Here is a 22,954-nt window from a genome sequence, read left to right on the forward strand (position 1 = left end):
GCCGAGCAGGGAGGTGACGAAGGTCCCGGCGCCGGGGCCCGTCGGCCCCTGTCGTGGGCACCTTCCGATGGGCATGGTCGGGCCATGCCTGACCTGGGCGAGTTGGCGATAGCTGCACTTGCCGCTCATACGGCGGTGTGCCGCAGCGTCTTCATGGGCAGCCCCGCGGCAGCCGCCCGCAGGGCGCAGGCGGGTGCGGTCCGATGAGCGGCCGCACCGCACGGCGCTACGAAGTCCACGGCACCGTCCAGGGCGTGGGCTTCCGGCCGTTCGTCCACCGGCTCGCGGGTGAACTCGGCGTGGACGGCTCGGTCCGCAACGCGGGCGGGTTCGTCGTCATCGAGGCGGCGGCTGCGGCGGACGTCCTCACGGCGTTCGCGGGCCGGCTGCGCACGGACGCGCCGCCCCGGGCCCGCGTCACACGGGTCGCCGTGGGCGCGCCGGGCGGGCCACCAGCGCCGGCCGGTACAGGCTTCGCCATCGCCGAGAGCACCGTGAACCCCTCGGCGTCGCGGGACTTCCCGCCCGACATCGCCACCTGCGACGACTGCCTGCACGAGCTGTTCGACCCGCTGGACCGGCGCTACCGCTACCCGTTCACCAACTGCACCAACTGCGGACCGCGCGCCACCATCATCGACGATCTCCCCTACGACCGGTCCCGCACGGCGATGCGGGCCTTCCCGCTGTGCCTGCGGTGCCGCACCGAGTACACCGACCCGCTGGACCGCCGGTTCCACGCCGAACCGGTGGCCTGCCCGGACTGCGGCCCCCGGCTGTCATGGCTGCCGGGCGGCGAACCGGTCCCGGGCCGGGGACCCGCGGCCGCCGGCGAGCAGGCGCTCCGGGCCGCGGTGGCCGTGATCGCCGAGGGCGGGATCGTCGCCGTCAAGGGCCTGGGCGGCTATCAGCTCGTCTGCGACGCCACCGACGAGGAGGCGGTACGGCGGCTGCGGCAGCGCAAGCACCGCTGGACCAAACCGCTGGCCGTCATGGTCCGCGACCTGCGGGCGGCGGCCGGACTGGCGAATCCGACCGCGACCGAGAAGAAGCTGCTGACGTCACCGGCCGCGCCCATCGTCCTGCTCACCGCCCGGACGCACACCCGTCCGGCCGTGGCCGAGGGACTGCACCCCGGGACCCGCCAGATCGGCCTGTTCCTGCCGTACACGCCCCTGCACCATCTGCTGCTGCACGACCTCGACCGGCCGCTCGTGGTCACCAGCGGCAACCGCTCGCAGGAACCGATCGTCATCGACGACACCGAGGCACCGGCCCAGCTCGGCAACATCGCCGACGGCTTCCTCCAGCACGACCGCCAGATCCGCGCGCGCTACGACGACTCGGTGACCCGGGCCGTGGGGCGCAGCGAGTCGATCGTCCGCCGGGCCCGCGGTCACGCCCCCGAACCGCTGAGGCTGCCCGTGCCCGCGCCCGGTCCGCTGCTCGCGGTCGGCGCCGAGCTGAAACACACCTTCGCGCTCGCCGACGGCCGCCGCGTGGTGCTCGGACCGCACACCGGCGACCTGGAGGACGCCGACACCCTGGAGGCGTTCAGCGGCAACCTCGCGCACCTGATGCGGCTGGAGGCCGTGACGCCCGAGTACGTCGCCCATGACCTGCACCCCGCCTATCTGTCCACGCAAGCCGCGGACCGCTTCCCCGCCCGCTCCCGCATCCCCGTCCAGCACCACCACGCCCATGTGGCCTCCTGCGCCGCGGAACACGGCCTGACCGGCCCGTTCATCGGCGTCGCCTACGACGGGCTGGGCCTGGGCGACGACGGCACCCTGTGGGGCGGCGAGATCCTCATCGCCGACCTGACCGGCTACCGCCGCTTCGGGCGTTTCGGCACCGCCCCGCTGCCCGGCGGCGCGGCGGCCGTCCACCGCCCGGCACGGATGGCGCTCGGCTACCTGTACGGCGCGGAGGACCTGGGCGGGCCGGGCCAGGGCGGGCCGGGCCAGGGCGGGCCGGGCCAGGGCGGGCCGGGCCTGGACGGGCTGGGCCTGGACGACGCGTGCACCGGCCCGTTCCTGGACCGGCTGCCCGTCGCCGAGGTGCGGACGGTGCGCCGCATGGTCGAGCGCGGCGTCAACGCGCCGCTCGCCTCCAGCGCCGGGCGGCTGTTCGACGCCGTCTCCAGCCTTCTCGGCCTGCGCGACGACGCCGACTACGAAGGCGAGGCCGCCATCGCGCTGGAGGCGGCCGCCGACCCGCGCGAACGCGGCGAACTGGCCTGGCGGCTTCAGCGGCGCGGCGGCCTGCTCGTCTACGACCCCCGGCCGACCCTCGGCGACCTGCTCGCGGGCGCGGCCGACGGGCGCCCGGTGCCCCGGCTCGCGGCCCGGTTCCACAACACCGTCGTCGCCGTCACCGTCGCCCTCGTCGAACAGGCCGCCCGGGAGACAGGGCTGCGGGACGTGTGCCTGTCGGGCGGCGTGCTCCAGAACCGCCGGATCGTCACCGGCCTGGTGTCCGCCCTCGGGCGAGGCGGGCTGCAGCCCCGCCTGAACCACCTGGTCCCGGCGAACGACGGCGGTATCAGCTACGGGCAGGCCGCCATCGCCGCGTGCCTGCTGAAAGGAAGGTGAGGGGGCCATGTGTCTGGGCATCCCCGGACGGATCATCACCACCGACGACCATGCGGGACTGCGCATGGGCACGGTCGACTTCGGCGGCGTCCGCAAGGACGTCTGCCTGGCCTACGTCCCGGAGTGCGAGGTCGGCGACTACGTCATCGTGCACGTCGGCTTCGCCATCAGCCGGGTGGACGAGGAAGAGGCCCGGCGCACCCTCGATGTGCTGCGCGCCATGGACGGCGGCCAGACCCTGGCCGGGGAGCTGGGACAGTGAAATACCTCGACGAGTACCGCGATCCCGTCCTCGCGCGGCGGCTGCTGAAGGAGATCCACGCCACCGCATCCCGCCCCTGGACGATCATGGAGCTGTGCGGCGGCCAGACCCACACCATCGTCCGCCAGGGCATCGACGAGCTCCTGCCCGACGGGCTGCGCATGATCCACGGCCCCGGCTGCCCGGTCTGCGTCACCCCCCTGGAGCTGATCGACAAGGCCCTCGCCATCGCCGCCCGCCCCGATGTGATCTTCACGTCCTTCGGCGACATGCTCCGTGTGCCCGGCTCGCGCACCGACCTGCTGGCGCTCAAGGCACGCGGCGCCGACGTGCGGGTCGTGTACTCACCGGTCGACGCGGTGCGCCTCGCCCAGCGGCACCCGGACCGCCAAGTGGTGTTCTTCGCCGTCGGCTTCGAGACCACCGCGCCCGCCAACGCCATGGCCGTCCTGCAGGCACACACCCTTGGCCTGAAGAACTTCAGCATCCTCGTCAGCCACGTCCTCGTCCCCCCGGCGATGACCGCGATCCTCGACTCCCCCGCCGCCCGCGTCCAGGGCTTTCTGGCCGCCGGGCACGTCTGCGCGGTCATGGGGTGGACCGAGTACGAGCCGCTCGCGGCCCGGTACAAGGTGCCCATCGTGGTCACCGGCTTCGAACCGCTGGACCTCCTCGAAGGCATCCTCATGACGGTCCGTCAACTGGAGGACGGCCGCCACGAGGTCGAGAACCAGTACGCCCGAGCCGTGGTCCGCTCCGGCAACACCCCCGCCCAGGACACGATCAGCCGTGTCTTCACCGTCAGCGAGCGGACCTGGCGCGGTATCGGACCCATCCCCGAGAGCGGGCTGCGCCTCGCCCCGGAGTTCGCCGCATACGACGCCGAGACCCGCTTCGACGTGGCGGCCCTGACCGCGCGGGAACACCCGGACTGCATCGCCGGGGAGATCCTGCAGGGCACCAAGGTGCCTACCGACTGCCGTGCCTACGGCACCCTGTGCACTCCGCGGAACCCGCTCGGCGCCCCCATGGTGTCCACCGAGGGCACCTGCGCCGCCTTCCACAACGCCGGACGGAGGACCGACCGATGACCGCCGCCGACCCCCTGCGAGCCACCTGCCCCATGCCGCGGGCCGAGGCCGAACGCGTGCTGCTGGGCCACGGCAGCGGCGGGCGGCTCTCCGCCGACCTGCTGAGGGACCTGATCCTGCCCGGCCTCGGCCAGGCCTCGCCCGCCGGGCCTGCCCAGGACGCCGCGGTGCTCCCGCTCGGAGACCTGGACCTGGTGATGAGCACCGACTCCTTCGTCGTCAGCCCGCTGTTCTTCCCGGGCGGCGACATCGGGTCGCTCGCGGTGCACGGCACGGTCAACGACGTGGCCATGATGGGCGCGGAGCCGTTCGCCCTGTCGGTGGCCTTCGTCATCGAGGAGGGCTTCCCGCTCGATGTGCTGCGCCGGGTCACCGAGTCCATCGGGCGGGCGGCGACGGCCGCCGGGGTGCCGGTGGTGACCGGCGACACCAAGGTCGTCGGCCGCGGGGCCGCCGACGGGCTGTTCATCAACACCACAGGTCTTGGCCGGCGGCTTGCTGGGGCCACACCGTCCGCCGACCGTGTGCGTCCGGGCGACGCGGTCCTGCTCTCGGGCCCGATCGGACTGCACGGCACCACCGTCCTCAGCACCCGCGAGGGACTCGGCTTCGAAGCCGACATCGCCTCCGACACCCAGCCGCTGCACCGGCTGGTCCGCGCGATGGTGCAGGCGGTCGGCCCCGCCCTGCACGCCCTGCGCGACCCCACCCGAGGCGGGCTGGCATCGGCCGTCAACGAACTGGCGCAGGCGTCCGCCGTCGGTGTGGAACTCGACGAGGCCGCCCTTCCGGTGCCGCCCGCGGTGACCGCCGCCTGCGAGATGCTGGGTCTGGACCCGCTGCATGTCGCCAACGAGGGCTGCCTCGTCGCGTTCGTCGCCGGCGACCGGGCCGACCGGCTGCTCGCCGCGATGCGCGCGCTCCCGGAGGGCGCGGGGGCCGTACAGGTCGGCACCGTCCTCGAATCCGCCCCGGGGCAGGTCACGGTCCGCACCCTGCTGGGGGCACGCCGCATCCTCGACATGCTCATCGGCGAACAATTGCCCCGGATCTGCTGACCGGCCGCCGACGGTCTCCACGTCCGAGCCGGAACACGAACACCCCCGAACGGACACCCGCCCGAGGGTGTTTGCCGCAGACCCGGAGACAAGACGGGCCGCTTTCTGCTTCAGCACTGACCTGCGGGGCCACAACCCCGTGCGGGGCACGGAGCCGACAGGCACGACGGGCACAGGTACCGGCATGGCCGGAGCGTGCCCGCTGACCGCAGGCGCTTGTGCAGCAGGTCAGTTGAGCACTGCGAGGTCAGTGCGAATGCGCAGGGGGCTGTCCCATGCGATGTTGATCTTGGCGACGACGAAGCCGGCGGCCGGTGCGATGCTCGTCACCGTGAACGGCGCGGCCCCGATGAATCTCACGCCGTTCGCGTCGATTTCGGATGCGGTGACGATGACGGTCGAGTTGGGATTGATGATGTTCCAGTTGATCCGGAAGTCGACCCAGCCGTTGAAAGTGCCGTTCCAGACGACCCAGCCGCGCGAGATGTCGGCGACGTTACCGGTGATCGCCGCGAGGCTTTCTCCCCTGGCGGTTTGGATGGTGGCCTCAGATGCGGTTTCCGTGGACATGGCGACCCTTTCTCTTTGTGTGCCGGCCTGCAAGGCAATCGACCGTCCCGACCCCCGGTCGTCATAGTGAGTATTCAGCCGAAAGGGCATCGCTACGCTGCGGCAAACGGGTGAACGGGTATTGACCGGCGCACACTTGGGGAGCGTCCGCGCCACCGCGCCGCGCACAAAGGTTCTCATGCGTGAGCCGAGCCAACGTAGGAAGGATTTCTCCCCCTCACAACGCCGGGCTTCTGTGCGAGGCTGGAGATCATGAGCCGCAACCCGCATCTCAACGAGCTGGGTGAGTTCCTCAAGGCCCGCCGTGCCGAGCTCAGTCCCTGCGACGTCGGACTCCGCGCCGGGCAACGGCGGCGTGTGCCCGGTCTGCGCCGCGAGGAAGTGGCCCTTCTCACCGGGATCAGCACCGAGTACTACACGCGGATCGAGCAGGGCCGCCTCCCGGCGTCGGCTCCCGTGTTGAAGGAGATCGCGCAGGTGCTCCGCCTGAATGAGGACCAGCGCACCTATCTCTTCGACCTCGCGGCGAAGGAGACGGCGCGTCCGTCCGCGTCAGCCGTCCGCCAGCGTGTGGACACTCAACTGCAGCGCATGCTGGACGACCTCACCGCCACTCCCGCCTTCGTCATCGGCCGGCGAACGGACATCCTGGCCTGGAACCAGCTCGCTGCCGCGCTGTGGACCGATTTCGGGCGCTATGCCGAGCAGGAGCGCGTGTTTGTCAGGCTGCTTTTCACAGAGCCCTGGATGCGCAAGCTGTACGCGGACTGGGAGGACGTCACCCGCCTGGCCGTCGCGCAGTTGCGCATGGAGAGCGCGCGTTACCCCGGCGACCCGCGCCTCGCCTCTCTGGTCGACGAACTGTCCGTTCGGGACGCACAGTTCCGGCAGTGGTGGACGGAACATGCCGTCGCGATACGGGGCAAGGGCAGAAAGACCCTTCGGCACCCGGTAGTGGGGGAATTGACGCTCGACTGGGACACGCTCATGTGTGCCACGGACCCTGAGCAGAGCATCATCGTGTGGACGGCCGAGCCCGATTCTCCTTCCTGCGACGGGCTGCGACTCCTGGCGTCCTGGGCCGCGGATCAGAAACAGACGGCCTTCGGCACCGTCGGGTAAATCTGAAGGTGGACCGTTCCAGAGTCAGGTCGCCGACCACGGGGTGACGGAGCAGCCTGGTGCCGCCGGCCCGCACGGCGACATCGTGCGAGGTCCACCACAGCCGGAACTGCGGATCCCGCGCGGAGAGTTCTTCGACGAGAGCCGTCAGCCGGGGGTCGTGAGGATTGCGCCTGCTGTCCATGCGCAGGTGCGACAGGGCCAGTCGGGCCATGTCCTCCCAGTCCCTGTACAGCACGCGGATGGCGGGGTCGGTGAACACCAGGCGCACATAGTTGCGCTCGTGCTCCGGGATGCTCCCGAAGTCCATCACGAGGGCGGCGGCCATCGCATTCCACGCGAGAAGATCGGTGTTACGCCCGATGACGAACCCCGCCGTCAGGGTGAGGTCGTCCAGTAGGTGCTGCAGCCGCGGCTGTGCGACCTGCCGGTCGCTGCGGCCGGCCGTGGGCACGGAGGTCTTCCCGGCGAGGGTCAGCAGGTAGTCCCGCTGGTCGTCGTCCAGGCGAAGCACTTGAGCGAGAGCGCCGAGGACGGCCGCAGAGGCGGGGATGCGGCCCTGCTCCAGCCGCGTGTAGTAATCGGTGCTGATCGCGGCCATCCGGGCGACTTCCTCACGGCGCAGACCGGGGACACGACGTGGCTCACCGCTGTCGGGCAAGCCCGCTGCGGCAAGGCTCAACCGGGCACGGCAAGACTTGAGGTAGGCCCCCAGTTCGTCCAGGTTCGGATCGCGGCGCACACCCACAGCTTGGCACGTCGCCGCGACCGCACGCAGAGCAGGTCCGACGGCTTGCGTCGCGTCGGTGGGTGGTGCCGCAGGGGCTCCTCCGGCGCGCGGGTCACCGACGGCGCATGTCGTGCTCCCTTCCGTAACCCGCGTCGGCGATTCGTGAGGGTGAAGGGCGCACGACCATCCGGACGCCGTCCGCGTGGCGCGGCGCCCGGCCATGGCGCCTCTGGTGTGCCCTGAGACGTCGGTATCGCTCACCCGTGAAGGAGACACACGGCATGTTCGGACAGTCGCAGGCTTTCAGCGGCTTCTCGGTCGACGACCTCGACGAGGCCCGCCGGTTCTACGGTGAGACTCTCGGCCTCCAGGTCGAGGAGTCCGGGCAGGGGGACATGCGGATGCTGACCCTCAAGCTCGGCAGCGGCGCGCAGGTCCTCGTCTACCCCAAGGAGACGCACACCCCTGCGACGTTCACGATTCTCAACTTCCCGGTGGACGACATCGGGGCCGCTGTCGCCGAACTGGAACGGCGAGGCGTGACTCTTGAGCGCTACTCGGGATTCGACCACGACGAAAAGGGCATCGTCCGCGCCGACAACGGCGGCCCCGCGGGGATCGCGTGGTTCACCGACCCCGCCGGCAACGTTCTCGCCGTGCTCCAGGAACACTGACCGACCAGCCCGGGTACCCATGCCGACCTACGGCCGGGCAGTGAAGGGCACCGGAGCCGGGGCACGCCTGCACGTCGCTGTTGTACTTCTGGTGGCGACGTCGGGGGCTGTGGAAGCCATCTCCTTCCTCGCGCTGGACCATGTGTTCGCCGGGGTGATGACGAGCAATCTGGCTCTGCTCGGGATGGCAGTGGGTCGGGGACAGGCGTCCGGCATGACCGCAGCGGTGCTGGCGTTGGCCGGCTTCGGTGTGGGCACGGCCGCCACCGCCTGGCTCACCCGTCGGTCCGAGAATGCGGTCACACATTGGCCGCAGCCGGTCATGTTCTGCCTTGCGGGAGAAGCCGTTCTCCTCGCCGCAGGCACGGGGATCTGGGCTGCCGTGGGCGGGTCGCCGGGGGAAATGGCCCGGAACCTCCTGCAGTTCGGTGCTGCGGCGGCGATGGGCATCCAGTCGGCTGCCATGGTGGCGGCCGGTCGGGCAGCGGCGGTGACCACCTACCTGACCGGGACGCTCACCATGTACATCGTGAAGGGTGTGGGCGCGGGCCGCCCGGATCATTGGGTACCGGCCCAGCTGGGAGCCCTGATCGTGGGAGCGGGGGCTTCCGCCGGGCTGCTACGGGCGGCTCCAGGATGGGCCGGAGTGCTTCCTGTGGTCCTGATGGTGTGCGCGCTCTCGGTCGCCGGTGCTCCCCTGATCCGGAGGCGTCGCAGCTCTGTCGATCGGTGACGGCCGGTCGGCGCCGCTGCCCCTGTCACAGTTGCGCGGTCGTCTGCTCCCCCGACGCACTGCCTGCGAGCCACTGATCCCAGCCCACGTTGAAGTCGGCGTAGCCGTTGTCGGCCGAGGCCTTGGCACGGGGCGAGCCGGTGATGGTGACCGGGTCGCCCTGCTTGACCTGGCCGTAGAACCACTTGGCGTCCGACAGGGACAGATGGACGCAGCCGTGCGAGCCACGGGCGCTGCCGCTGCCCGGATTGGGGTCACCGGTCGAGTAGTGCACATAGGTGCCGGACTGGGTCAGGTGGACATCCCAGGGCAGCGTCAGGTCGTAATAGTTGGCGCTGCCCTTGTCGCAGCTGATGCCGACACTGCAGGAGGTCATGTGGACCTTCTCCTGCTTGTCGATGACGGCCATCGTGCCGTTCCACGTCGGATACTGGGCGCTGCCCGCATTGATCGACAGCGTGCGTACCGCCTTGCCGTTGCGGGTCACCTTCATGGTGTGGCCGGTCACCGAGACGTCCGCACGTACGTCGTCGCCGATCGTGAAGGTGTGGGTGTAGCCGTGCACGCCGTAGCGTCCGTTGCCGTTGGTGACGCCCTTCAGGTCGGCGTCGATCTTCACCTTCGTGCCGGAGGGCCAGTACGTCTTCGGCCGCCAGTCGGCGCGCCTGTCGCCCATCCAGTGCCAGGCGCCGGCCACCGGCTGGGAGGCGCTCACCTTCAGGTGCCTCTCGACCGTGGCCCGCGCCTTCACCGCCACCGGGTTCGTGAAGATCACCGAGATCGGCATGGCCACGCCGACCGTGTTTCCCGTCTGAGGGGTGATCGTGTCCAGCAGCATCGGCGGCCCCGCGGGCTTCGTCGGCGTGGGTGACGCACTCGCACTCGCCTTTCCCGACGGCGCCTTCGCGTCGTCCCCAGCCGCCTTGTCGCTGCCGCCCCCGCCGCAGGCACTCGTGCCCACGAGCATCGCGACCGTGACGAGTGCGATCCCTATGCCCCCGCTGCGCCGTCCCACGACCTGCCCCGCTCTCTCGCTCCCCGGCCCTCAGGGGCCCGACCTCCTGTCAGACTGTGACAGCAAGGGTCGCAGTTGCATCCCATACATAGATCTTTAGTGATCCACGTCACTCGAACCTCGATGGTACAGACAGCGGCCGCGGCGCCGATGACGCCCACCCGAATGCGTTCGGTCATGGCCTCTTTTCTCGGGGAAGGGGGTGAAGGGCGAGCAGTGCCTGGTCCACGGGGGTGGGCGCGAGGCCGAAGGCCACCTCGGCCGAGGAACTGTCGAGTACGAAGGGGCGGCGGAACTGGTACTGGAGTTCCACCAGTTCACGTGCCTGGGGTGAGAACACTCCGGCCAGGGACAACAGTGGTCCCGGCAGGGGGCGCAGGCGCGGCACCGGCCGGTTGTGGAGTCGAGCCAGCCGGGTGGCGAGCTCCCGCACCGACAGCGGCGGGGCGGACGGCACGTGCCAGGGCCGGTTCCAGGCTCCCTCGCCTCGGCTGACGGCGACAAGGGTGCGGGCCACGTCGGTGGTGCACGTCCAGGAGTGAGGCGCGTCAAGGTCGGCGGGCACCAGGACACGCCGCCCGGCGAGCACCCCGGGAGCAACCGCCACGGTGAAGAACGACTGCGCTCCCGGCCCGATGAAGTCGCTGGCGCGCACCTCGCTGACGCGGACCCGACCCGCCTGCGCCGCGGCCAGGGCCGCCTGCCACATCCGGCTGCGCACCCCGCCCTTGACGGTGGTCGCGGTCAGCGGCAGGTCCTCGGTCATGGGGCGGTCGACCGGGCCGTATCCGTAGAGATTGCCGACCAGTACCAGCCCGGCGCCGGTGCGCTCGGCGGTGGTGAGCAAGGACGCGGCCAGCGGCGGGAATTCCTCGGCCCATCGGTGGTAGGGCGGAGCGGCGCAGTTGAACAGAGTCGCAGCGCCCTCGGCGATTCGCGCCAGCCGGTCCGGGTCCGTCGCGTCGGCAGCCGCTTTCCCGATGCGGGGATGATCCGGGCCGGTGCCCTGCCGCGTGACGACCGTCACCTGGTCGCCGGATTCGGCCAGGAGGAGAGCGGTGGCTGCGCCGATCGCTCCTGCTCCGATGACCACGTGCGTCGTCATGTCTGTCTCCTGCTCGGATGTTCTTGTGTCGGTCAGTTCTTGTGTCGGTCAGTTCTTGTGTCGGTCAGTTCTTGTCTCGGTTGGCTCTTGTAGCAGTTGGCTCTTGTTCCGGATCATTCTTGTTCCGGTCAGCCCAGCCGGGACAACTCCTCGGCCATGGCGGTGACGGTGGACGCGATCTGTTCCTCGGTGTGCTCGGAGGTGATGAAGAAGCGCAGCCGTGTCAGCCGCTCCTCCACCGCCGGGTGAAGGATCGGATTGACGCTGATTCCGCGGGTGTAGAGCCGGTCTGCGAGCCGGATCGTCTTCAGCGAGTCGCCGATGATGCACGGCACGATCGGTGTGCCCTCGCTGGTGCCGACGTCGATCCCGGCCTCGGCGGCGAGGCGCAGGAACAGTTCCGAGCGCTCGTGCAGCCGCGCGATCCGCTCGGGCTCCTCACGGATCAGCCGCAGCGCTGCCAGAGCGGCGGCGGCGTTCGGTGGGGTGAGGCCCGCGCTGTAGACGAAGCCCGGGAGGGTGTACCGGAAGTGCTCGATCAGCTCCCGGCGTCCGGCCACATAACCGCCGCAGCTCGCCAGGGACTTGGACAGGGTGCCCATCCAGACGTCCACGTCCTGGGGGTCGGTGCCGCAGTGCTCACCGATGCCGCCGCCGGTCTTGCCCATCACGCCGATGCTGTGCGCCTCGTCCACCATCAGCAGCACCGAATGCCTCTGCTTGAGGGCGATCAGGGCGGGCAGGTCGGCGGTGTCGCCGTCCATGCTGTACACACCTTCCACGACGATCAGGACCCGGCGGTAGCGGTCCCGTACGTGGTTCAGGATCCGGTCCTGGGCGGCCATGTCGTTGTGCGGGAACGGCTGGCGGGCCGCGCCCGACAGACGGCAGCCCTGGAGGATGCTGTCGTGGGCGAGCGCGTCGTGGAGGATCAGGTCCTCGGGGCCCACCAGGTGCCCTATGACGGTGACATTGGTGGCATGGCCGCTGACCAGAGTCACCGCGGCCTCGGCGCCGACGAGACCCGCCAGGCTCTCGTCGAGTTCCTGGTGCAGCGGGCGGTTGCCGGACAGGATGCGGGCGGCGGACACCGAGGTGCCGTACCGCTCGACCGCCTCGTGCACGGCCCGGGCGACCGACGGGTGGCCGGACAGGCCCAGATAGTTGTAGCTGGAGAACGAGATCAGCTCGCTGCCCTCGACCCGGGTGGTGTCCCGGATGGTGCCCTCGTGGGGCAGGAAGTAGGGGTTGCGGACGCCGAGTTGCTCGGGCATCCGGATGCGCTCCAGGGTGGCGGTGACTTCGGGCAGGGCCGTCACATCGGCGCTCTGGCTGCGGTCCCGGGCCGGGGGTGCCGACGAGCAGCGCGGGCGAGCCTGCGCTGCTCCCTTCGCTCCCCGTGCCCGGCCGGCGCCGCCCACGCCCGGCGGGCACTGATCCGGACGGAGCGGCGGGGCCGGTCTGACGGTCGCCGAGCAGATGCCGCCGCACCCCGGGCGTACGCCACTCCGGCGATCAGTCGGTCCCGGCGATCCAGCGCTGGACGGTACGCGCCGAGACGCTGAGCCGGTCGCAGATCGCGGCCGGGCCGCCGAGTTCGGCGACGGCCCGCGCAAGCAGGGCGCCGGTCAGCAGGTGCGGGTGATCGACCGCGTTCGCCAGATCGGGCGGCAGCTGCTTGCGGCGGTCGGCGAGCATGCCCGCGATCTGCAGCCGGTAGATGAGCCACGGCGGCGGCGGGCCCGCCGTCTTGCTCTCCTGCGCCTTGCTGTCCCGGCGGGCGAAGTACTGCTCGACGTCATGGCGCCGCCAGATCCGGCCTGCGGCGAGGTCGGCGTAGGGGTCGGGGAAGTCGGACAGCTGGGTGGTGCGGTGGGCACTCTGCCGGGCGACCCCGCGCAGTTCGGCGATCTCGGCGATGCCGACCAGGTCGCGGTCGCGTCCGGCGGACAGCTCCACCTCGTAGCGCTGCCACGGGCCCTCGATCGTGAGCGTCAGCAGGGGCAGAGGGCGATCCAGGGCCAGCACGTGGGTGACCTCCCGCGCGATCTGCTGATGCGCGGCGAGCGCGTCGAGGAGATCGTCGCGGGACAGTGCCGCCGCCTCCGCACCGTCCCGGTCGGGTTCGGGGGCGGGCGTGAGGGAGAGCCGGACGATCAGCCGCGCCGGCTCCAGGGTGGCCTCGGCGGTGCCCTCACCGTCGGCGAGCCGGGCGGCCAGGGGGCCGAGGCACTCCTGCAGGGTGCGGACGGGGACGGAACCGGCGTCCATGACGGCGGTGAGCATGGCGGGGATCGCCCGCCGGGACGTGTGTCGGCGGTCGGACATGGTGTGTTCCTCGGCCTGAGAGGGTCGCGTGCTGACGTCATCAACACTAGACGTCGCACGTTGATGACGTCAACACCGATCGGCGGAGGGCCCCGACGACGGGTAAGGCGGCAAGACCGGCGTCACCGCCGCTGGTGAGGACGAGAAGCCGACACCAGGCCGGACATGGGACAGCTCCTGGATTCAGAGAGTGAACTCAGCCGGGCCGAGGGCGCCCTCCCGATGCTGATTGCTTCAACTGTCCGAACGGGAGCGTCAAGGGTTCGGCAGGACTCCTCGGATGCCCGGCCATCGGATCAAGTCACGTGGAGAGCGGAGCAGCTCCTGTTGCAAGTCCTGCCGTTCCCCTTGACGCGCATGCCTCCCGACGTTTAACTCACGTCCTAAATTAAGCCATGACGGCATTCAGTAGCCGAACCCCCCACAACCTCAGAGACGCCGCCGTCCGCCGCCCTTGCGACCAGCCCGTGAATGTCAGGTCCACACCAATCTGACTCGAGGGAGAGTCCCCCATGCCATCCCGCGCCCGCCGTACCCTCCTGGCCGCGCTCGCCACGGCCGCCCTGCTCACCTCGGGCACGATCCTCACCGCACCGCCCGCCGCGGCCGCCGTCACCTGGGACGCCGACCGGGCGGGCACGGCCTACGCCGCCGACGCGAGTTCGGTCACCGCCTCCGGCAGCGAGAACGGGGCGACCACCCCCGGCAACGCCTTCGACGGCAACGCCGCCAGCCGCTGGTCCAGCAATTTCGCCGACGACGCCTGGATCCGCATCGACCTCGGCTCGACCATCCGCGTCGACCGCGTCGTCCTCCACTGGGAAGCCGCCTACGGCAAGAAGTACGTCCTGGAGGTCTCCAAGAACGGCACCGGCTGGACCCCGTTCTACACCGAGACCGACGGCACCGGAGGCACCGTCACCGCGCACACCTACCCCCAGGAGGCGACCGGCCGTTACGTCCGTATGCGCGGCATCGAACGCGCCACGCCCTGGGGCTATTCGCTGTTCTCCTTCAGGGTCTACGGCGGCGAGCCCGCCCCGGCCTCCCCGTCGGTGACCAACCTGGCCCTCAACCACCCGGCGTACAGCAACTTCTACCAGCACGCGGGCAATTCGCCCGCCTTCGTCACCGACGGCGGCATCCCAGCCAGCCTCAAGGACGACGCGACCCGCTGGTCCAGCGACTGGAACGCCGACCGCTGGGTCTCCGTCGACCTCGGCGCCACCTCTACCATCTCCAAGGTGGACCTGTACTGGGAGGCCGCCTACGCCGTCGACTACCAACTCCAGGTCTCCGACAACAACGTCGACTGGCGGACGGTGTACCAGCCTTCGGCCGCCGAAGTCGCCTCCCGCCGCGCCGACGTCAAGTCCCCGGGCGAGGCGGTCGGCCTGCACGACACGATCGTCCTTCCCTCCCCGGTGACCGGCCGCTACGTCCGCATGCTCGGCAAGGAGCGCCGCAGCTTCTACAACCCGGCCCCTTACACCGCCCAATTCGGCTATTCCCTCTACGAGTTCCAGGTCTGGGGCACCGGCGGCAGCGCGAACGCCGCCTACCCGGCGCTCCCGGGCGAGCAACAGGGGTCGTACCAGACGAAGTTCTTCGACGACTTCACCGGTTCGTCCCTCGACCGCTCCAAGTGGCGTGTCGTACGCACCGGAACCGAGATGGGCCCGGTCAACGGCGAGTCCCAGGCGTACGTCGACTCCGCGGACAACATCCGCACCGAGAACGGAAGCCTGATCCTGCGCGCCAAGTACTGCAACGACTGCACCCAGGCGGGCGGCGGCACCTACGACTTCACCTCCGGCCGCATCGACACCAACACCAAGTTCGACTTCACGTACGGCAAGGTCAGCGCCCGTATGAAGCTCCCGGCCGGCGACGGCTTCTGGCCGGCCTTCTGGCTGCTCGGCAGCAACGTCGACAACCCGTCGGTGTCCTGGCCCGCCTCGGGCGAGACCGACATCATGGAGGCCATCGGCTACCCGGACTGGACGAGCAGCGCCCTGCATGGTCCCGGCTACTCCGCCGACGGCAACATCGGCGCCCGCCAGGTCTTCCCGGGCGGTGGCCGGGTCGACGAGTGGCACACGTACTCGGTCGAGTGGACCCCGACGGCGATGCGGTTCTATGTCGACGACCGGCCGGTCCAGGAGACGACCCGCAACAAGCTGGAGTCGACGCGCGGTCAGTGGGTCTACGACCACAACCAGTACGTCATCCTCAACCTCGCCCTCGGCGGCGCGTACCCGGCCGGCTGGAACAAGGTGACGACCCCGTACTGGGGTCTGCCGCAGTCCAGCGTGGACAGGATCGCGGCCGGCGGAGTGCAGGCCGAGGTGGACTGGGTGAGGGTCGAACAGAAGGGCTGACAGGGCTGACAGGGCTGACAGGGGGCCGACGTTTCCACCCGGAGTGAGGCTGGACGTCGGCCACCTCGTATCCGTCGCTGCGACGGTCTGAAGCACGAGCACGCGCTGCCCGATCACGCCGGGGCCGACCCGGGCCATCTGTCGGTAACGAGCTGTTCATCGTATTGATCTACCCGCATAGACCCCGCTCTGTTGTCATGTCAGCGACACTTCGAGCGCATGCCGAAGTGAGTCTTCCATGCAGGAGCCATGCCATGCCCCACATGCGCCACATCGCCGTTGCCATCTGCTCGTTGACCCTCGCCACCGGCGGTCTGGTCATCACCACCGGGACCGCGCACGCCGCCAGCTGCTCGCAGGCGTATCTGCCGCTGCAGGATCCCGCCTGCCAGCCCGGTGCGCTCAACTCGGCCGTCACCCAGTCCACGATCAACTCCACGATCTGCGTCTCGGGCTACAGCTCCTCGATCCGTCCGTCCACCAGCTACACCAACGCGCTGAAGGTGAAACAGATCGCCGAGTACGGCTACAGCGACACCTCCACCGCGGACTACGAAGAAGACCACCTCATACCGCTGTCCCTGGGCGGCAGCCCGAAGAGCGAGCAGAACCTGTGGCCCGAGCCCCGCTACGACGCGGGCGGGTCCAGCGCCACCGACAAGGACACCGTCGAGTACAAGCTGTACAAGGCGGTCTGCGCAGGAACGATCAAGCTTGCTCCGGCGCAGAAGGCCATCGCCGCCGACTGGACCACCGCCCTGGAGGCCGTCGGCCTGAGCTGACGTATCTCCGCCGTACGGCTCCCGTCGCCCTCAGGGCAGCATGGCGGGAGCCGCGCCTGTGCCTCCCGGCCGCCACGGGTCAGGCCCCGTCGATGAGTTCGGACATCGTCGCGCGGATGGTGGCGGTGATCGAGTGGCCGCGTGCGCCGGGATCGAGGGAGACCCGGCGTGCACGAACGGTGACGATCGGCCGGTCCAGCGCCCTCCACCGCGGCAGTGTGCGCCTGACCGGCCACGCGTCATCCGTTCCGGTCAGGGTGAGCACCACCATCTCGGAGGTGCGGTACGCGAGCCAGGCGGCCCCACCACGTAGCTCGCCGACGCCGTCGGGACGCTCGTGATCAGGGACGATCCGCCCTTCCGCAGCGATCACCACGACCTGTCCCGCTGCGAGCAGGCGCTCGGCTCGCCGTAGTCCGCCCAGGGCCGAGCGCCCTCGGAGGGCGGGGATCGCCCGGAGTACACGAAGGACCGTACGGCTCAAGGGCCTGTCGAAGAAGTCCTCCCGGGCAAGGGTGTACGGCCACACGCCATACCTGCGACACAGGGTCACGACCACCAGCGGGTCGAGGAAGCTGCGGTGATTGATGACGATCAGAGGCCCCTTCCCCAGATCACCGCACTCCTCGAGCCCGGAGATCTCCAGCCGGGCGACTCCTCGGACACCGAGCGCGATCAGGGCACCGGCACCGCGCCGCAGCACCCGGGCAGCAAGAGACTCAAGCGTGTCGACGTCGCGCGGCGATCCTCCGTGGGGAGACCGCCCCTCCGGGAGCTTCGTCTCAGCGCCGGACACCGGCAACCCGCATCGACGTGAGGTCCATGTCCCGGGCGCACTCATGGAGTTGGCGAGTAGCCGCGTCGTATCCGAGGGCCATGAGCCGGGGCACGTCCCGTGAGGTCCACGAGGAGTGTCCGTCGGTGTCGATGACGATCTCGATATCGGGCTCAATGATGTCCGCCGGGGGAAGAACCGCGCGTTGAAGGGCCGAACGGCCGCTGCGCGAGGAGGGTGCGCGCAGCCGTATGCCGATCGTCCGCGTGGCACCGAGTCGGTGGGCGGCCCAGACGGGCAGCTGCGAGTTGAGTGCACCGTCGACAAGCACCATGTCGCCGACGCGCACCGGAGGAAACACGCCGGGGACTGCGACCGACGCCTCGACCGCCGTGACCGCGGAGCCCCGGTCCAGCAGGACCGCCCGGCGGGTGCGCACGTCGGTCGCCACGGTCGCGAAGCGGCGTGGAAGGTCATCGACATGCCGGTGCTGGAAGATCCAGTGCAAGTTCGCCCTGAGCGCGGTCGTCTCGATGAGCGCGATCCGCCGGCTCAATCGGAGGCTCCCGAAGTCCGACCAGGTCGCGGCTTCGATGCGTTCGGCGATCTTCGTGGCCGACAGCCCTGCCGCCCATGCACCGCCGACGAGCGCCCCCACACTCGTCCCTACGACGATCTCGGTATCGACCCCGTACTCGGCCAACGCCAGCAGGGCCCCGGCATGAGCGGCCCCTCGCGCCGCCCCGCTGGAGAGTACGAGGCCCCAGACCTCGGAAGTCCCTGGTCCCGGGCTCTTCCCGGCTTCAGTCGGCTCCGTGCGGGGCGCGTCCACAGATCGCCCTCCCTCTCGTCGTCGTGCGAGCGCTGCTCCGCTCGTCGATCCGACGGAACAACTGATAGTCCACTATCACCTCGATAGTAGACTATCGATTGGGGAGGGCTTCGTCTCGGGTCCACGTGATCACCTCCGCCGGGAGGCCGGCCTCAGATGGGGCGGACGCGTACTAGCCTGACGACATGGAAGCGATCCTGGTCAGCGCGTGTCTGCGTGGGGTGCCATGCCGGTTCGACGGGCGCCACAAGGCATCGTCGGCAGTCGAGGAGGCAGTGACCGGACGCGAAGTTGTCTCCTTCTGCCCAGAGGTCGCGGGCGGGCTCACGACACCGCGGCGGCCCGCGGAGCTGGTGGGTGGCGACGGGCACGACGTGCTCGACGGGACAGCGCGGGTCGTCGAGGACACGGGGCGTGACGTGACAGCGGAGTTCGTGGACGGGGCACGGCGCGCCCTCGCGGCGGCGCGGCACGCCGGCTGCGCGGAGGCACTGCTGATGCCGCGCAGCCCGTCGTGCGGACGGGGTGTGGTGTACGACGGATCGTTCGCCGGTGAGCTGGTGACGGGAGACGGGGTGACGGCGGCGCTGCTTGAGCGGAACGGGATCGCCGTACGGCCCGCACCCGGAGTGTGAAGTCGCCTGTCCTGGCCAGATCCGCAACCTGCTGCCGTTTCAGGGGAATTCCTGGTTTTCGCAATCGAACTCCGTTCCGGAAAGCTAGAGTTCCGGTATGACCAATAGCGAATCCCTGCCGCGCGTTGCCCTGAAGAAAATCACGCCCGATGTGTCCGGCGCCATGGGCGCCCTGCACGCTGCCGCCGTTTCCGCGGCACAGGAGGCGAAGGTCGAGCCGGAGATCCTCGAACTCGTCCGGATTCGTGCCTCACAGATCAACGGATGGGCGTTCTGTCTCGACATGCACACCAAGGACGCCCGCGCTCGGGGCGAGAGCGAACAGCGGATCTACACGCTCAACGCCTGGCGGGAGACCCCCTTCTACAGCGAACGCGAGCGTGCCGCACTGGAGTTGACCGAGGCCGTGACCTTGGTGAACGACGGACACGTGCCGGACGAGGTGTACGCGCGAGCCGCCGAGGTCTTCGACGAAGCGCAGCTCGCCGCCCTCGTCTGGGCGGCCACGGTCATCAACGCCTACAACCGCATCGCCATCGCGACGCGTATGGTTCCAGGGGCCTATCAGTCCGCCAAGAAGTAGATTTCCGGTTCGCATCCCATTCCACGCACCACACATCACACACAACGAATCGCGCCGGGTCGTCATATTCTGATCCGGCGCGATTCTCTTTCGTCATTCCGTCAGCGTTGCTCCGGCAACGGCTCCGCGATGTCGTCGAGCCGGTCCCGCCATTCCGGGGCGCGGACGGCGGGGCCCGGGGTGAGGTCCCGTCCCGTCCAGGCGGTCACCGGCCGGATGCCGTGCAGGGCGTTCACCAGCCAGGCCTCCCGGCCGTCCAGGTCGTCCAGGGTCCGTTCGCGGTGGGCGATGCGGATGCCGGACTGCCGGGCGTGTTCCTGGATGAGGCCGATGGTGACCCCGGCGAGCACCGGGAGCCGCGGCGAGGGCAGGCAGAGGGTGTCGTCCTCCCACCACACCAGGCTGGAGGCGGCCCCCTCCAGCACCAGCCCGGAGGGGGCGACCAGCACGGCCTCCTCGGCGTCGTGGGCGGAGGCCCGGTTACGGATGCGGGCCAGCATGGCCAGATCCGGGCCCTTGCGCTGGGGAAGGGTGCGCGGATCGGTCTGGCCCTCGGCCCACACCCGTACCTCGGGGGCGAGCGGTGGTGCCGGTCGCAGCCACAGCCGCAACTCGCGTGATCCAGCCTCGAGTTCGACCCGCGGGAACCACTCCCCCGACCGCGGGAGCATGTCCGTGACGTCCCGCCAGAACTCGACGAGCTGCCCCAGGGGCGGCCCGTCGCACTCGCCGCAGGCGCGCAGGAAGCGCTCGCGGTGGCGTTCGAGGCCGCGCATGCGTCCGTCGCGCAGCAGCCAGGAGTCGGCGGCCAGCAGCCGCCCGCTCTCCACCTGGGCGGGAATCAGCCCCTCGGCCGGTTTCCAGGCCAACAGGCCTTCCACTACGGCGGATCGGGTCATCGAGGCTCCCTCCTCGGTCAGGGGCACGGTCATCAGTAGGTACGTCCGGCGTTCACCGGCGCACCGCCGCGCGGTCCGTAAGGGGCGTGCTCCAGCCAGGAGCCGCACCAGGGCAGGACCGGTGCGAGGGCTGCGGCGGCGCGCTGCCGGGCCCGCACGGTCCGGCGCTGCGGCCGCAGGTGGTCCAGGGCCGCTCCGGCGGCGGCGCTGTTGAACAGGGCCGCCGCCCGCCGGGCGGCGGCGAACTCGGCGACGGCCGTCGTCGTACCGGTGACGACGGCCGCCGCGGCCGCCGCGGCGTCCGCGATCCCGCTGTTCATGCCGCGCGCCCCGAACGGCGGGAAGAGGTGGGCCGCCTCGCCGACGAGCAGCACCCGGTGGTGCGGATCGGCGAAGTCGGCCGCGACCTTGCGCAGGAAGCGGTACGTGGACACCCACAGGATGCGGTCCTCGTACCCCTCCCCCACGACCGCAGGCAGCCAGCGTCGGACAGCGCGCTCGGTGCCGTACTCCTCCTGGCCGTCGTCGTCGCGGCACTGGAGGTCGAGCTGGAAGCCGCCGGTGAACGGCACGCGCATCACGCTGCGGCCGCCGACGCCGGGGTGCTCGTAGTGGAAGACACGCTCCAGCGGGAGTTCGCTGCCGGGGATGTCGGCGATGTCGGCGACGACGTGGAAGCCGGCCGCGTGACTGCCCTCAAGGGGGATGCCCAGTGCCTGCCGTACGGTCGAGCGGGCGCCGTCGGCGGCGATGACGCGTTCGGCGTTCCAGGTGCGGCCGTCCTCGGTGGTCAGGGTGACGCCGGTCGGCGCGGTGCGGACCTCCGCGACGTTCGCGTCCCACACGAACTCGACGCCGGCGGCCCGGCAGGCGGCGAGCAGGAAGCGCTCGGTGTCCACCTGGCGGAGGCTGGTGAAGGGCGGGAGTCCGGAGGGGGGCGGGAAGGTGCGGGCATAGACCTCACGGCCGCGGTAGAGGGTGCGCCGGGTCTGCCAGCTGCGGCCGTAGCCGGTGATCTCGGCGGCCAGGCCCGCCCGCATCCCGTCGAGGAGGTGCAGGGTCTCGCGGTGGACGAACAGGGCGCGGCTGCCTGGCCGTTGCCGTCCCTCCGGGTCTGCCTCCAGAACGACGGCGGGCAGGCCGTGGCCGCGCAGGGCGAGGGCGGCGGCGAGGCCGACCGGGCCCGCGCCCACGACGACGGCCGGCTTCACGCGTGGGCACCTTCGGTCAGCAGGCGGGTGATCTCGACGCGTTTCACCTTCCAGGTGGCGGTCATGGGCAGTTCCTCGAACCGCCACTGCTGTGGTTCGGCCATCGTGGGCAGGTCGGCGACCGCGCGGCGCCAGCGGTCGAGGTCGAGGGGCTGTTCGCCGCGCACGCACACCACGGGCACCGGTTCGCGCTCGGCGCCGGGCACGATGACGACCTCGCGCAGTTCCTCCAGGCGGGACATGAGGGCGTCCTCGACTTCGAGGTTGCTGTGCACGGTGTCGATCCGGTCGATCTCACGGTCGATCAGATACAGGGCTCCCAGGCGGCTCTGGTAACCCATGTCGCCCATCTGCCACCATCCGTCGCCGAGTTGGCGCAGGTATTGCTGGTGGCCGCCGAGGTAGGTGAGGATACGGCCCCGGGTGCGGGCCTCGATGCGGCCGGGGGTGCCCGGTCGGACGCGCCGTCCGGTCTCGTCGGCCACCCGGACCCGGGTGAAGCCGGGTATGCCGATACCGACCCGGCGGCCGTCGGCGCGGGCCGCGCTGCGCCGGGTGAACCACTGGAAGGCGACCGGGCCGGTCTCGCTCTGCCCGTAGAGCTGGATGAGCCACGGGGCTCGGCGCTTCGAGGCGTCGAGCAGGCGCCGCACGGTGCGCGGGTGGATGGCGTCGAAGGTGGCGCCGTAGGAGCGCACCCGGGACAGCGGGGCCCCGGGGGCGTCCGCCAACTCCTCCCACAGGACGAAGGTGTTGGGGTGGGTCTCGACGATTCCGGGGCGGTGCCGGGTCAGCAGGGGGCCGACCTTCGCCGGGTCCGGGTCGGTGATGAGGACCAGGGGGCTGCCGTAGTGCAGCAGGACGCCGAGCAGGTGGTAGAAGCGGGAGTGCACGAAGGACATGTGCAGCGCGGCAGTCTCACCGCGGGTGGGCAGGCCCATGGCCTTCTGCGGGACCAGCCGGTTCCACATGGTGTTCGCGCAGTGCACGGCGAGCTTGGGGACGCCTGTGGTGCCGGAGCTGTGGGTGATCAGGGAGGGTTCGCGGGGGTGGAGGCGCACGGCGGCCGGGGGCTGCGAGCCGGCGTACTTCTCCAGCGGTACGGCGCCGGGGGCGTCGTCGACGGAGAGGGTCCGGCGGACCAGGTCGGGCAGCGCGGCCTCGCTCAGCGTGCCTTCGAGTGTGGCCCGGTCGGTGATCAGCCAGGGTTGGTGGAGGCGGGCCAGGAGTTGCGCGACGACCGGGCCCGCGAGGGTGGGCGAGAGCAGCACGGGGACGGCGCCGATCCGGGAGACGGCGCAGGTCAGCAGCACGATGTCGACGTTGTCCGTCTTGTGGACGACGACTTCCTCGGAGGGTCGTACGCCCGCCTCCCACAGGCGTGCCGACAGTTCCTCGACGAGGTCGGCGAGGGCCGTGTAGGTGAGGTCGACACCGAGGCCGGGGCTGACGTCGAGGGGGCGGTCGAGGGTGACGAAGACGGCGCCGTGGCGGTCCGCCGCCTGCCGGAACACCGGGCCCAGATAGAAGGCGCGGTCGGCGAGCAGGGGCTGCTGCTGTGGCATGAGCCCGGT

At 70.5% G+C, this 22,954-nt stretch carries 23 protein-coding genes; 12 read left to right on the forward strand and 11 right to left on the reverse strand.

Annotated elements, in window-relative coordinates; translation table 11 throughout:
• The first annotated feature begins 84 nt into the window (after positions 1 to 84).
• From ACSYGN_RS36510 to hypE, 5 genes are read left to right on the forward strand one after another with little or no spacing between them, the layout of a single operon-like run.
• Positions 85 to 207 (forward strand): hypothetical protein, encoded by a 123-nt coding sequence (locus ACSYGN_RS36510; RefSeq protein WP_460404285.1) that lies wholly within the window; start codon positions 85 to 87, stop codon positions 205 to 207.
• Positions 204 to 2,594 (forward strand): carbamoyltransferase HypF, encoded by a 2,391-nt coding sequence (gene hypF, locus ACSYGN_RS36515; RefSeq protein ID WP_460404287.1) that lies wholly within the window; start codon positions 204 to 206, stop codon positions 2,592 to 2,594. The genes ACSYGN_RS36510 and hypF overlap by 4 nt, the downstream gene beginning before the upstream one ends.
• Before the next feature lie 7 nt (positions 2,595 to 2,601).
• Positions 2,602 to 2,856 carry a HypC/HybG/HupF family hydrogenase formation chaperone gene (locus tag ACSYGN_RS36520; RefSeq protein ID WP_460404289.1) on the forward strand — a complete coding sequence of 85 codons (255 nt, stop codon included), beginning with the start codon at positions 2,602 to 2,604 and terminating at the stop codon, positions 2,854 to 2,856.
• Positions 2,853 to 3,947 carry a hydrogenase formation protein HypD gene (gene hypD, locus ACSYGN_RS36525; RefSeq protein ID WP_460404291.1) on the forward strand — a complete coding sequence of 365 codons (1,095 nt, stop codon included), beginning with the start codon at positions 2,853 to 2,855 and terminating at the stop codon, positions 3,945 to 3,947. The genes ACSYGN_RS36520 and hypD overlap by 4 nt, the downstream gene beginning before the upstream one ends.
• 14 nt (positions 3,948 to 3,961) lie before the next feature.
• Complete coding sequence (gene hypE / locus ACSYGN_RS36530; protein ID WP_460405740.1) at positions 3,962 to 5,005, forward strand: hydrogenase expression/formation protein HypE; 1,044 nt, start codon at positions 3,962 to 3,964, stop codon at positions 5,003 to 5,005.
• Positions 5,006 to 5,233: 228 nt separating this feature from the next.
• Here the strand turns inward: hypE and ACSYGN_RS36535 are convergent, their stop codons facing one another.
• Positions 5,234 to 5,575 carry a hypothetical protein gene (locus ACSYGN_RS36535; protein ID WP_460404293.1) on the reverse strand — a complete coding sequence of 114 codons (342 nt, stop codon included), beginning with the start codon at positions 5,573 to 5,575 and terminating at the stop codon, positions 5,234 to 5,236.
• Between the two features lie 252 nt (positions 5,576 to 5,827).
• Here ACSYGN_RS36535 and ACSYGN_RS36540 point away from each other — a divergent pair, with 252 nt between their 5' ends.
• The gene (locus ACSYGN_RS36540; RefSeq protein WP_460404295.1) at positions 5,828 to 6,697 is read left to right on the forward strand and encodes a helix-turn-helix domain-containing protein; all 870 of its coding nucleotides are present in this window, start codon (positions 5,828 to 5,830) and stop codon (positions 6,695 to 6,697) included.
• Here the strand turns inward: ACSYGN_RS36540 and ACSYGN_RS36545 are convergent.
• A complete protein-coding gene (locus ACSYGN_RS36545) occupies positions 6,591 to 7,445 on the reverse strand; it encodes a helix-turn-helix domain-containing protein (RefSeq protein ID WP_460404297.1) in 855 nt (284 codons plus the stop codon). The genes ACSYGN_RS36540 and ACSYGN_RS36545 overlap by 107 nt on opposite strands.
• 263 nt (positions 7,446 to 7,708) lie before the next feature.
• Here ACSYGN_RS36545 and ACSYGN_RS36550 point away from each other — a divergent pair, with 263 nt between their 5' ends.
• Both ACSYGN_RS36550 and ACSYGN_RS36555 read left to right on the forward strand, forming a co-directional pair.
• Positions 7,709 to 8,101, forward strand: a complete 393-nt coding sequence (locus tag ACSYGN_RS36550) for a VOC family protein (protein WP_460404299.1) — start codon at positions 7,709 to 7,711, stop codon at positions 8,099 to 8,101.
• A gap of 40 nt (positions 8,102 to 8,141) precedes the next feature.
• Positions 8,142 to 8,834 carry a YoaK family protein gene (locus tag ACSYGN_RS36555; RefSeq protein ID WP_460404301.1) on the forward strand — a complete coding sequence of 231 codons (693 nt, stop codon included), beginning with the start codon at positions 8,142 to 8,144 and terminating at the stop codon, positions 8,832 to 8,834.
• Between the two features lie 25 nt (positions 8,835 to 8,859).
• Here ACSYGN_RS36555 and ACSYGN_RS36560 read toward each other — a convergent pair whose 3' ends face one another.
• From ACSYGN_RS36560 to ACSYGN_RS36575, 4 genes are all read right to left on the reverse strand, one after another.
• Complete coding sequence (locus tag ACSYGN_RS36560; RefSeq protein WP_460404303.1) at positions 8,860 to 9,849, reverse strand: L,D-transpeptidase; 990 nt, start codon at positions 9,847 to 9,849, stop codon at positions 8,860 to 8,862.
• Between the two features lie 175 nt (positions 9,850 to 10,024).
• Positions 10,025 to 10,954, reverse strand: coding sequence for an NAD-dependent epimerase/dehydratase family protein (locus tag ACSYGN_RS36565; RefSeq protein WP_460404305.1), 930 nt, complete (start codon positions 10,952 to 10,954; stop codon positions 10,025 to 10,027).
• Between the two features lie 128 nt (positions 10,955 to 11,082).
• A complete protein-coding gene (locus ACSYGN_RS36570) occupies positions 11,083 to 12,273 on the reverse strand; it encodes an aminotransferase class I/II-fold pyridoxal phosphate-dependent enzyme (protein WP_460404307.1) in 1,191 nt (396 codons plus the stop codon).
• Between the two features lie 196 nt (positions 12,274 to 12,469).
• Positions 12,470 to 13,282, reverse strand: coding sequence for a hypothetical protein (locus ACSYGN_RS36575; RefSeq protein ID WP_460404309.1), 813 nt, complete (start codon positions 13,280 to 13,282; stop codon positions 12,470 to 12,472).
• A gap of 512 nt (positions 13,283 to 13,794) precedes the next feature.
• Between ACSYGN_RS36575 and ACSYGN_RS36580 the strand changes: the two genes are divergently transcribed.
• Together ACSYGN_RS36580 and ACSYGN_RS36585 are read left to right on the forward strand one after the other, a co-directional pair.
• Positions 13,795 to 15,663 carry a discoidin domain-containing protein gene (locus ACSYGN_RS36580; RefSeq protein ID WP_460404311.1) on the forward strand — a complete coding sequence of 623 codons (1,869 nt, stop codon included), beginning with the start codon at positions 13,795 to 13,797 and terminating at the stop codon, positions 15,661 to 15,663.
• 254 nt (positions 15,664 to 15,917) lie between these two features.
• The gene (locus tag ACSYGN_RS36585) at positions 15,918 to 16,445 is read left to right on the forward strand and encodes a hypothetical protein (RefSeq protein ID WP_460404313.1); all 528 of its coding nucleotides are present in this window, start codon (positions 15,918 to 15,920) and stop codon (positions 16,443 to 16,445) included.
• Between the two features lie 79 nt (positions 16,446 to 16,524).
• Here ACSYGN_RS36585 and ACSYGN_RS36590 read toward each other — a convergent pair whose 3' ends face one another.
• Both ACSYGN_RS36590 and ACSYGN_RS36595 read right to left on the reverse strand, forming a co-directional pair.
• Positions 16,525 to 17,148 (reverse strand): lysophospholipid acyltransferase family protein, encoded by a 624-nt coding sequence (locus ACSYGN_RS36590; protein ID WP_460404315.1) that lies wholly within the window; start codon positions 17,146 to 17,148, stop codon positions 16,525 to 16,527.
• 79 nt (positions 17,149 to 17,227) lie between these two features.
• Entirely contained in the window at positions 17,228 to 18,052 is an 825-nt protein-coding gene (locus ACSYGN_RS36595) for a patatin-like phospholipase family protein (protein ID WP_460404317.1), read from the reverse strand.
• 185 nt (positions 18,053 to 18,237) lie between these two features.
• On the opposite strand from ACSYGN_RS36595, the gene ACSYGN_RS36600 reads away from it, so the two are divergent.
• A complete protein-coding gene (locus ACSYGN_RS36600) occupies positions 18,238 to 18,687 on the forward strand; it encodes a 2-thiouracil desulfurase family protein (protein WP_460404319.1) in 450 nt (149 codons plus the stop codon).
• Between the two features lie 97 nt (positions 18,688 to 18,784).
• On the forward strand, positions 18,785 to 19,270 hold the full coding sequence (locus ACSYGN_RS36605) for a carboxymuconolactone decarboxylase family protein (RefSeq protein ID WP_460404321.1): 486 nt from the start codon (positions 18,785 to 18,787) through the stop codon (positions 19,268 to 19,270).
• 101 nt (positions 19,271 to 19,371) lie between these two features.
• On the opposite strand, the gene ACSYGN_RS36610 is transcribed toward ACSYGN_RS36605, so the two are convergent.
• Genes ACSYGN_RS36610 through ACSYGN_RS36620 form a run of 3 tightly spaced genes read right to left on the reverse strand, consistent with a single transcriptional unit; the run spans position 19,372 to position 22,945 of the window.
• Complete coding sequence (locus ACSYGN_RS36610; protein ID WP_460404323.1) at positions 19,372 to 20,169, reverse strand: aminotransferase class IV; 798 nt, start codon at positions 20,167 to 20,169, stop codon at positions 19,372 to 19,374.
• Between the two features lie 32 nt (positions 20,170 to 20,201).
• Positions 20,202 to 21,380, reverse strand: a complete 1,179-nt coding sequence (locus ACSYGN_RS36615) for an FAD-dependent monooxygenase (protein WP_460404325.1) — start codon at positions 21,378 to 21,380, stop codon at positions 20,202 to 20,204.
• Positions 21,377 to 22,945, reverse strand: a complete 1,569-nt coding sequence (locus ACSYGN_RS36620; RefSeq protein WP_460404327.1) for a class I adenylate-forming enzyme family protein — start codon at positions 22,943 to 22,945, stop codon at positions 21,377 to 21,379. Before ACSYGN_RS36620 ends, ACSYGN_RS36615 begins: the two co-directional genes overlap by 4 nt.
• Between the last annotated feature and the right edge of the window lie 9 nt (positions 22,946 to 22,954).

The organism is Streptomyces sp. YIM S03343 (assembly GCF_054729195.1).

Bases quoted from the DNA above. Each gene is read 5' to 3' on its own strand.
- ACSYGN_RS36510 (WP_460404285.1), top strand. From the start codon at position 85: ATGCCTGACCTGGGCGAGTTGGCGATAGCTGCACTTGCCGCTCATACG.
- hypF (WP_460404287.1), top strand. From the start codon at position 204: ATGAGCGGCCGCACCGCACGGCGCTACGAAGTCCACGGCACCGTCCAG.
- ACSYGN_RS36520 (WP_460404289.1), top strand. From the start codon at position 2,602: ATGTGTCTGGGCATCCCCGGACGGATCATCACCACCGACGACCATGCG.
- ACSYGN_RS36535 (WP_460404293.1), bottom strand. From the start codon at position 5,575: ATGTCCACGGAAACCGCATCTGAGGCCACCATCCAAACCGCCAGGGGA.
- ACSYGN_RS36540 (WP_460404295.1), top strand. From the start codon at position 5,828: ATGAGCCGCAACCCGCATCTCAACGAGCTGGGTGAGTTCCTCAAGGCC.
- ACSYGN_RS36550 (WP_460404299.1), top strand. From the start codon at position 7,709: ATGTTCGGACAGTCGCAGGCTTTCAGCGGCTTCTCGGTCGACGACCTC.
- ACSYGN_RS36565 (WP_460404305.1), bottom strand. From the start codon at position 10,954: ATGACGACGCACGTGGTCATCGGAGCAGGAGCGATCGGCGCAGCCACC.
- ACSYGN_RS36575 (WP_460404309.1), bottom strand. From the start codon at position 13,282: ATGTCCGACCGCCGACACACGTCCCGGCGGGCGATCCCCGCCATGCTC.
- ACSYGN_RS36580 (WP_460404311.1), top strand. From the start codon at position 13,795: ATGCCATCCCGCGCCCGCCGTACCCTCCTGGCCGCGCTCGCCACGGCC.
- ACSYGN_RS36585 (WP_460404313.1), top strand. From the start codon at position 15,918: ATGCCCCACATGCGCCACATCGCCGTTGCCATCTGCTCGTTGACCCTC.
- ACSYGN_RS36600 (WP_460404319.1), top strand. From the start codon at position 18,238: ATGGAAGCGATCCTGGTCAGCGCGTGTCTGCGTGGGGTGCCATGCCGG.
- ACSYGN_RS36605 (WP_460404321.1), top strand. From the start codon at position 18,785: ATGACCAATAGCGAATCCCTGCCGCGCGTTGCCCTGAAGAAAATCACG.
- ACSYGN_RS36610 (WP_460404323.1), bottom strand. From the start codon at position 20,169: ATGACCCGATCCGCCGTAGTGGAAGGCCTGTTGGCCTGGAAACCGGCC.
- ACSYGN_RS36620 (WP_460404327.1), bottom strand. From the start codon at position 22,945: ATGCCACAGCAGCAGCCCCTGCTCGCCGACCGCGCCTTCTATCTGGGC.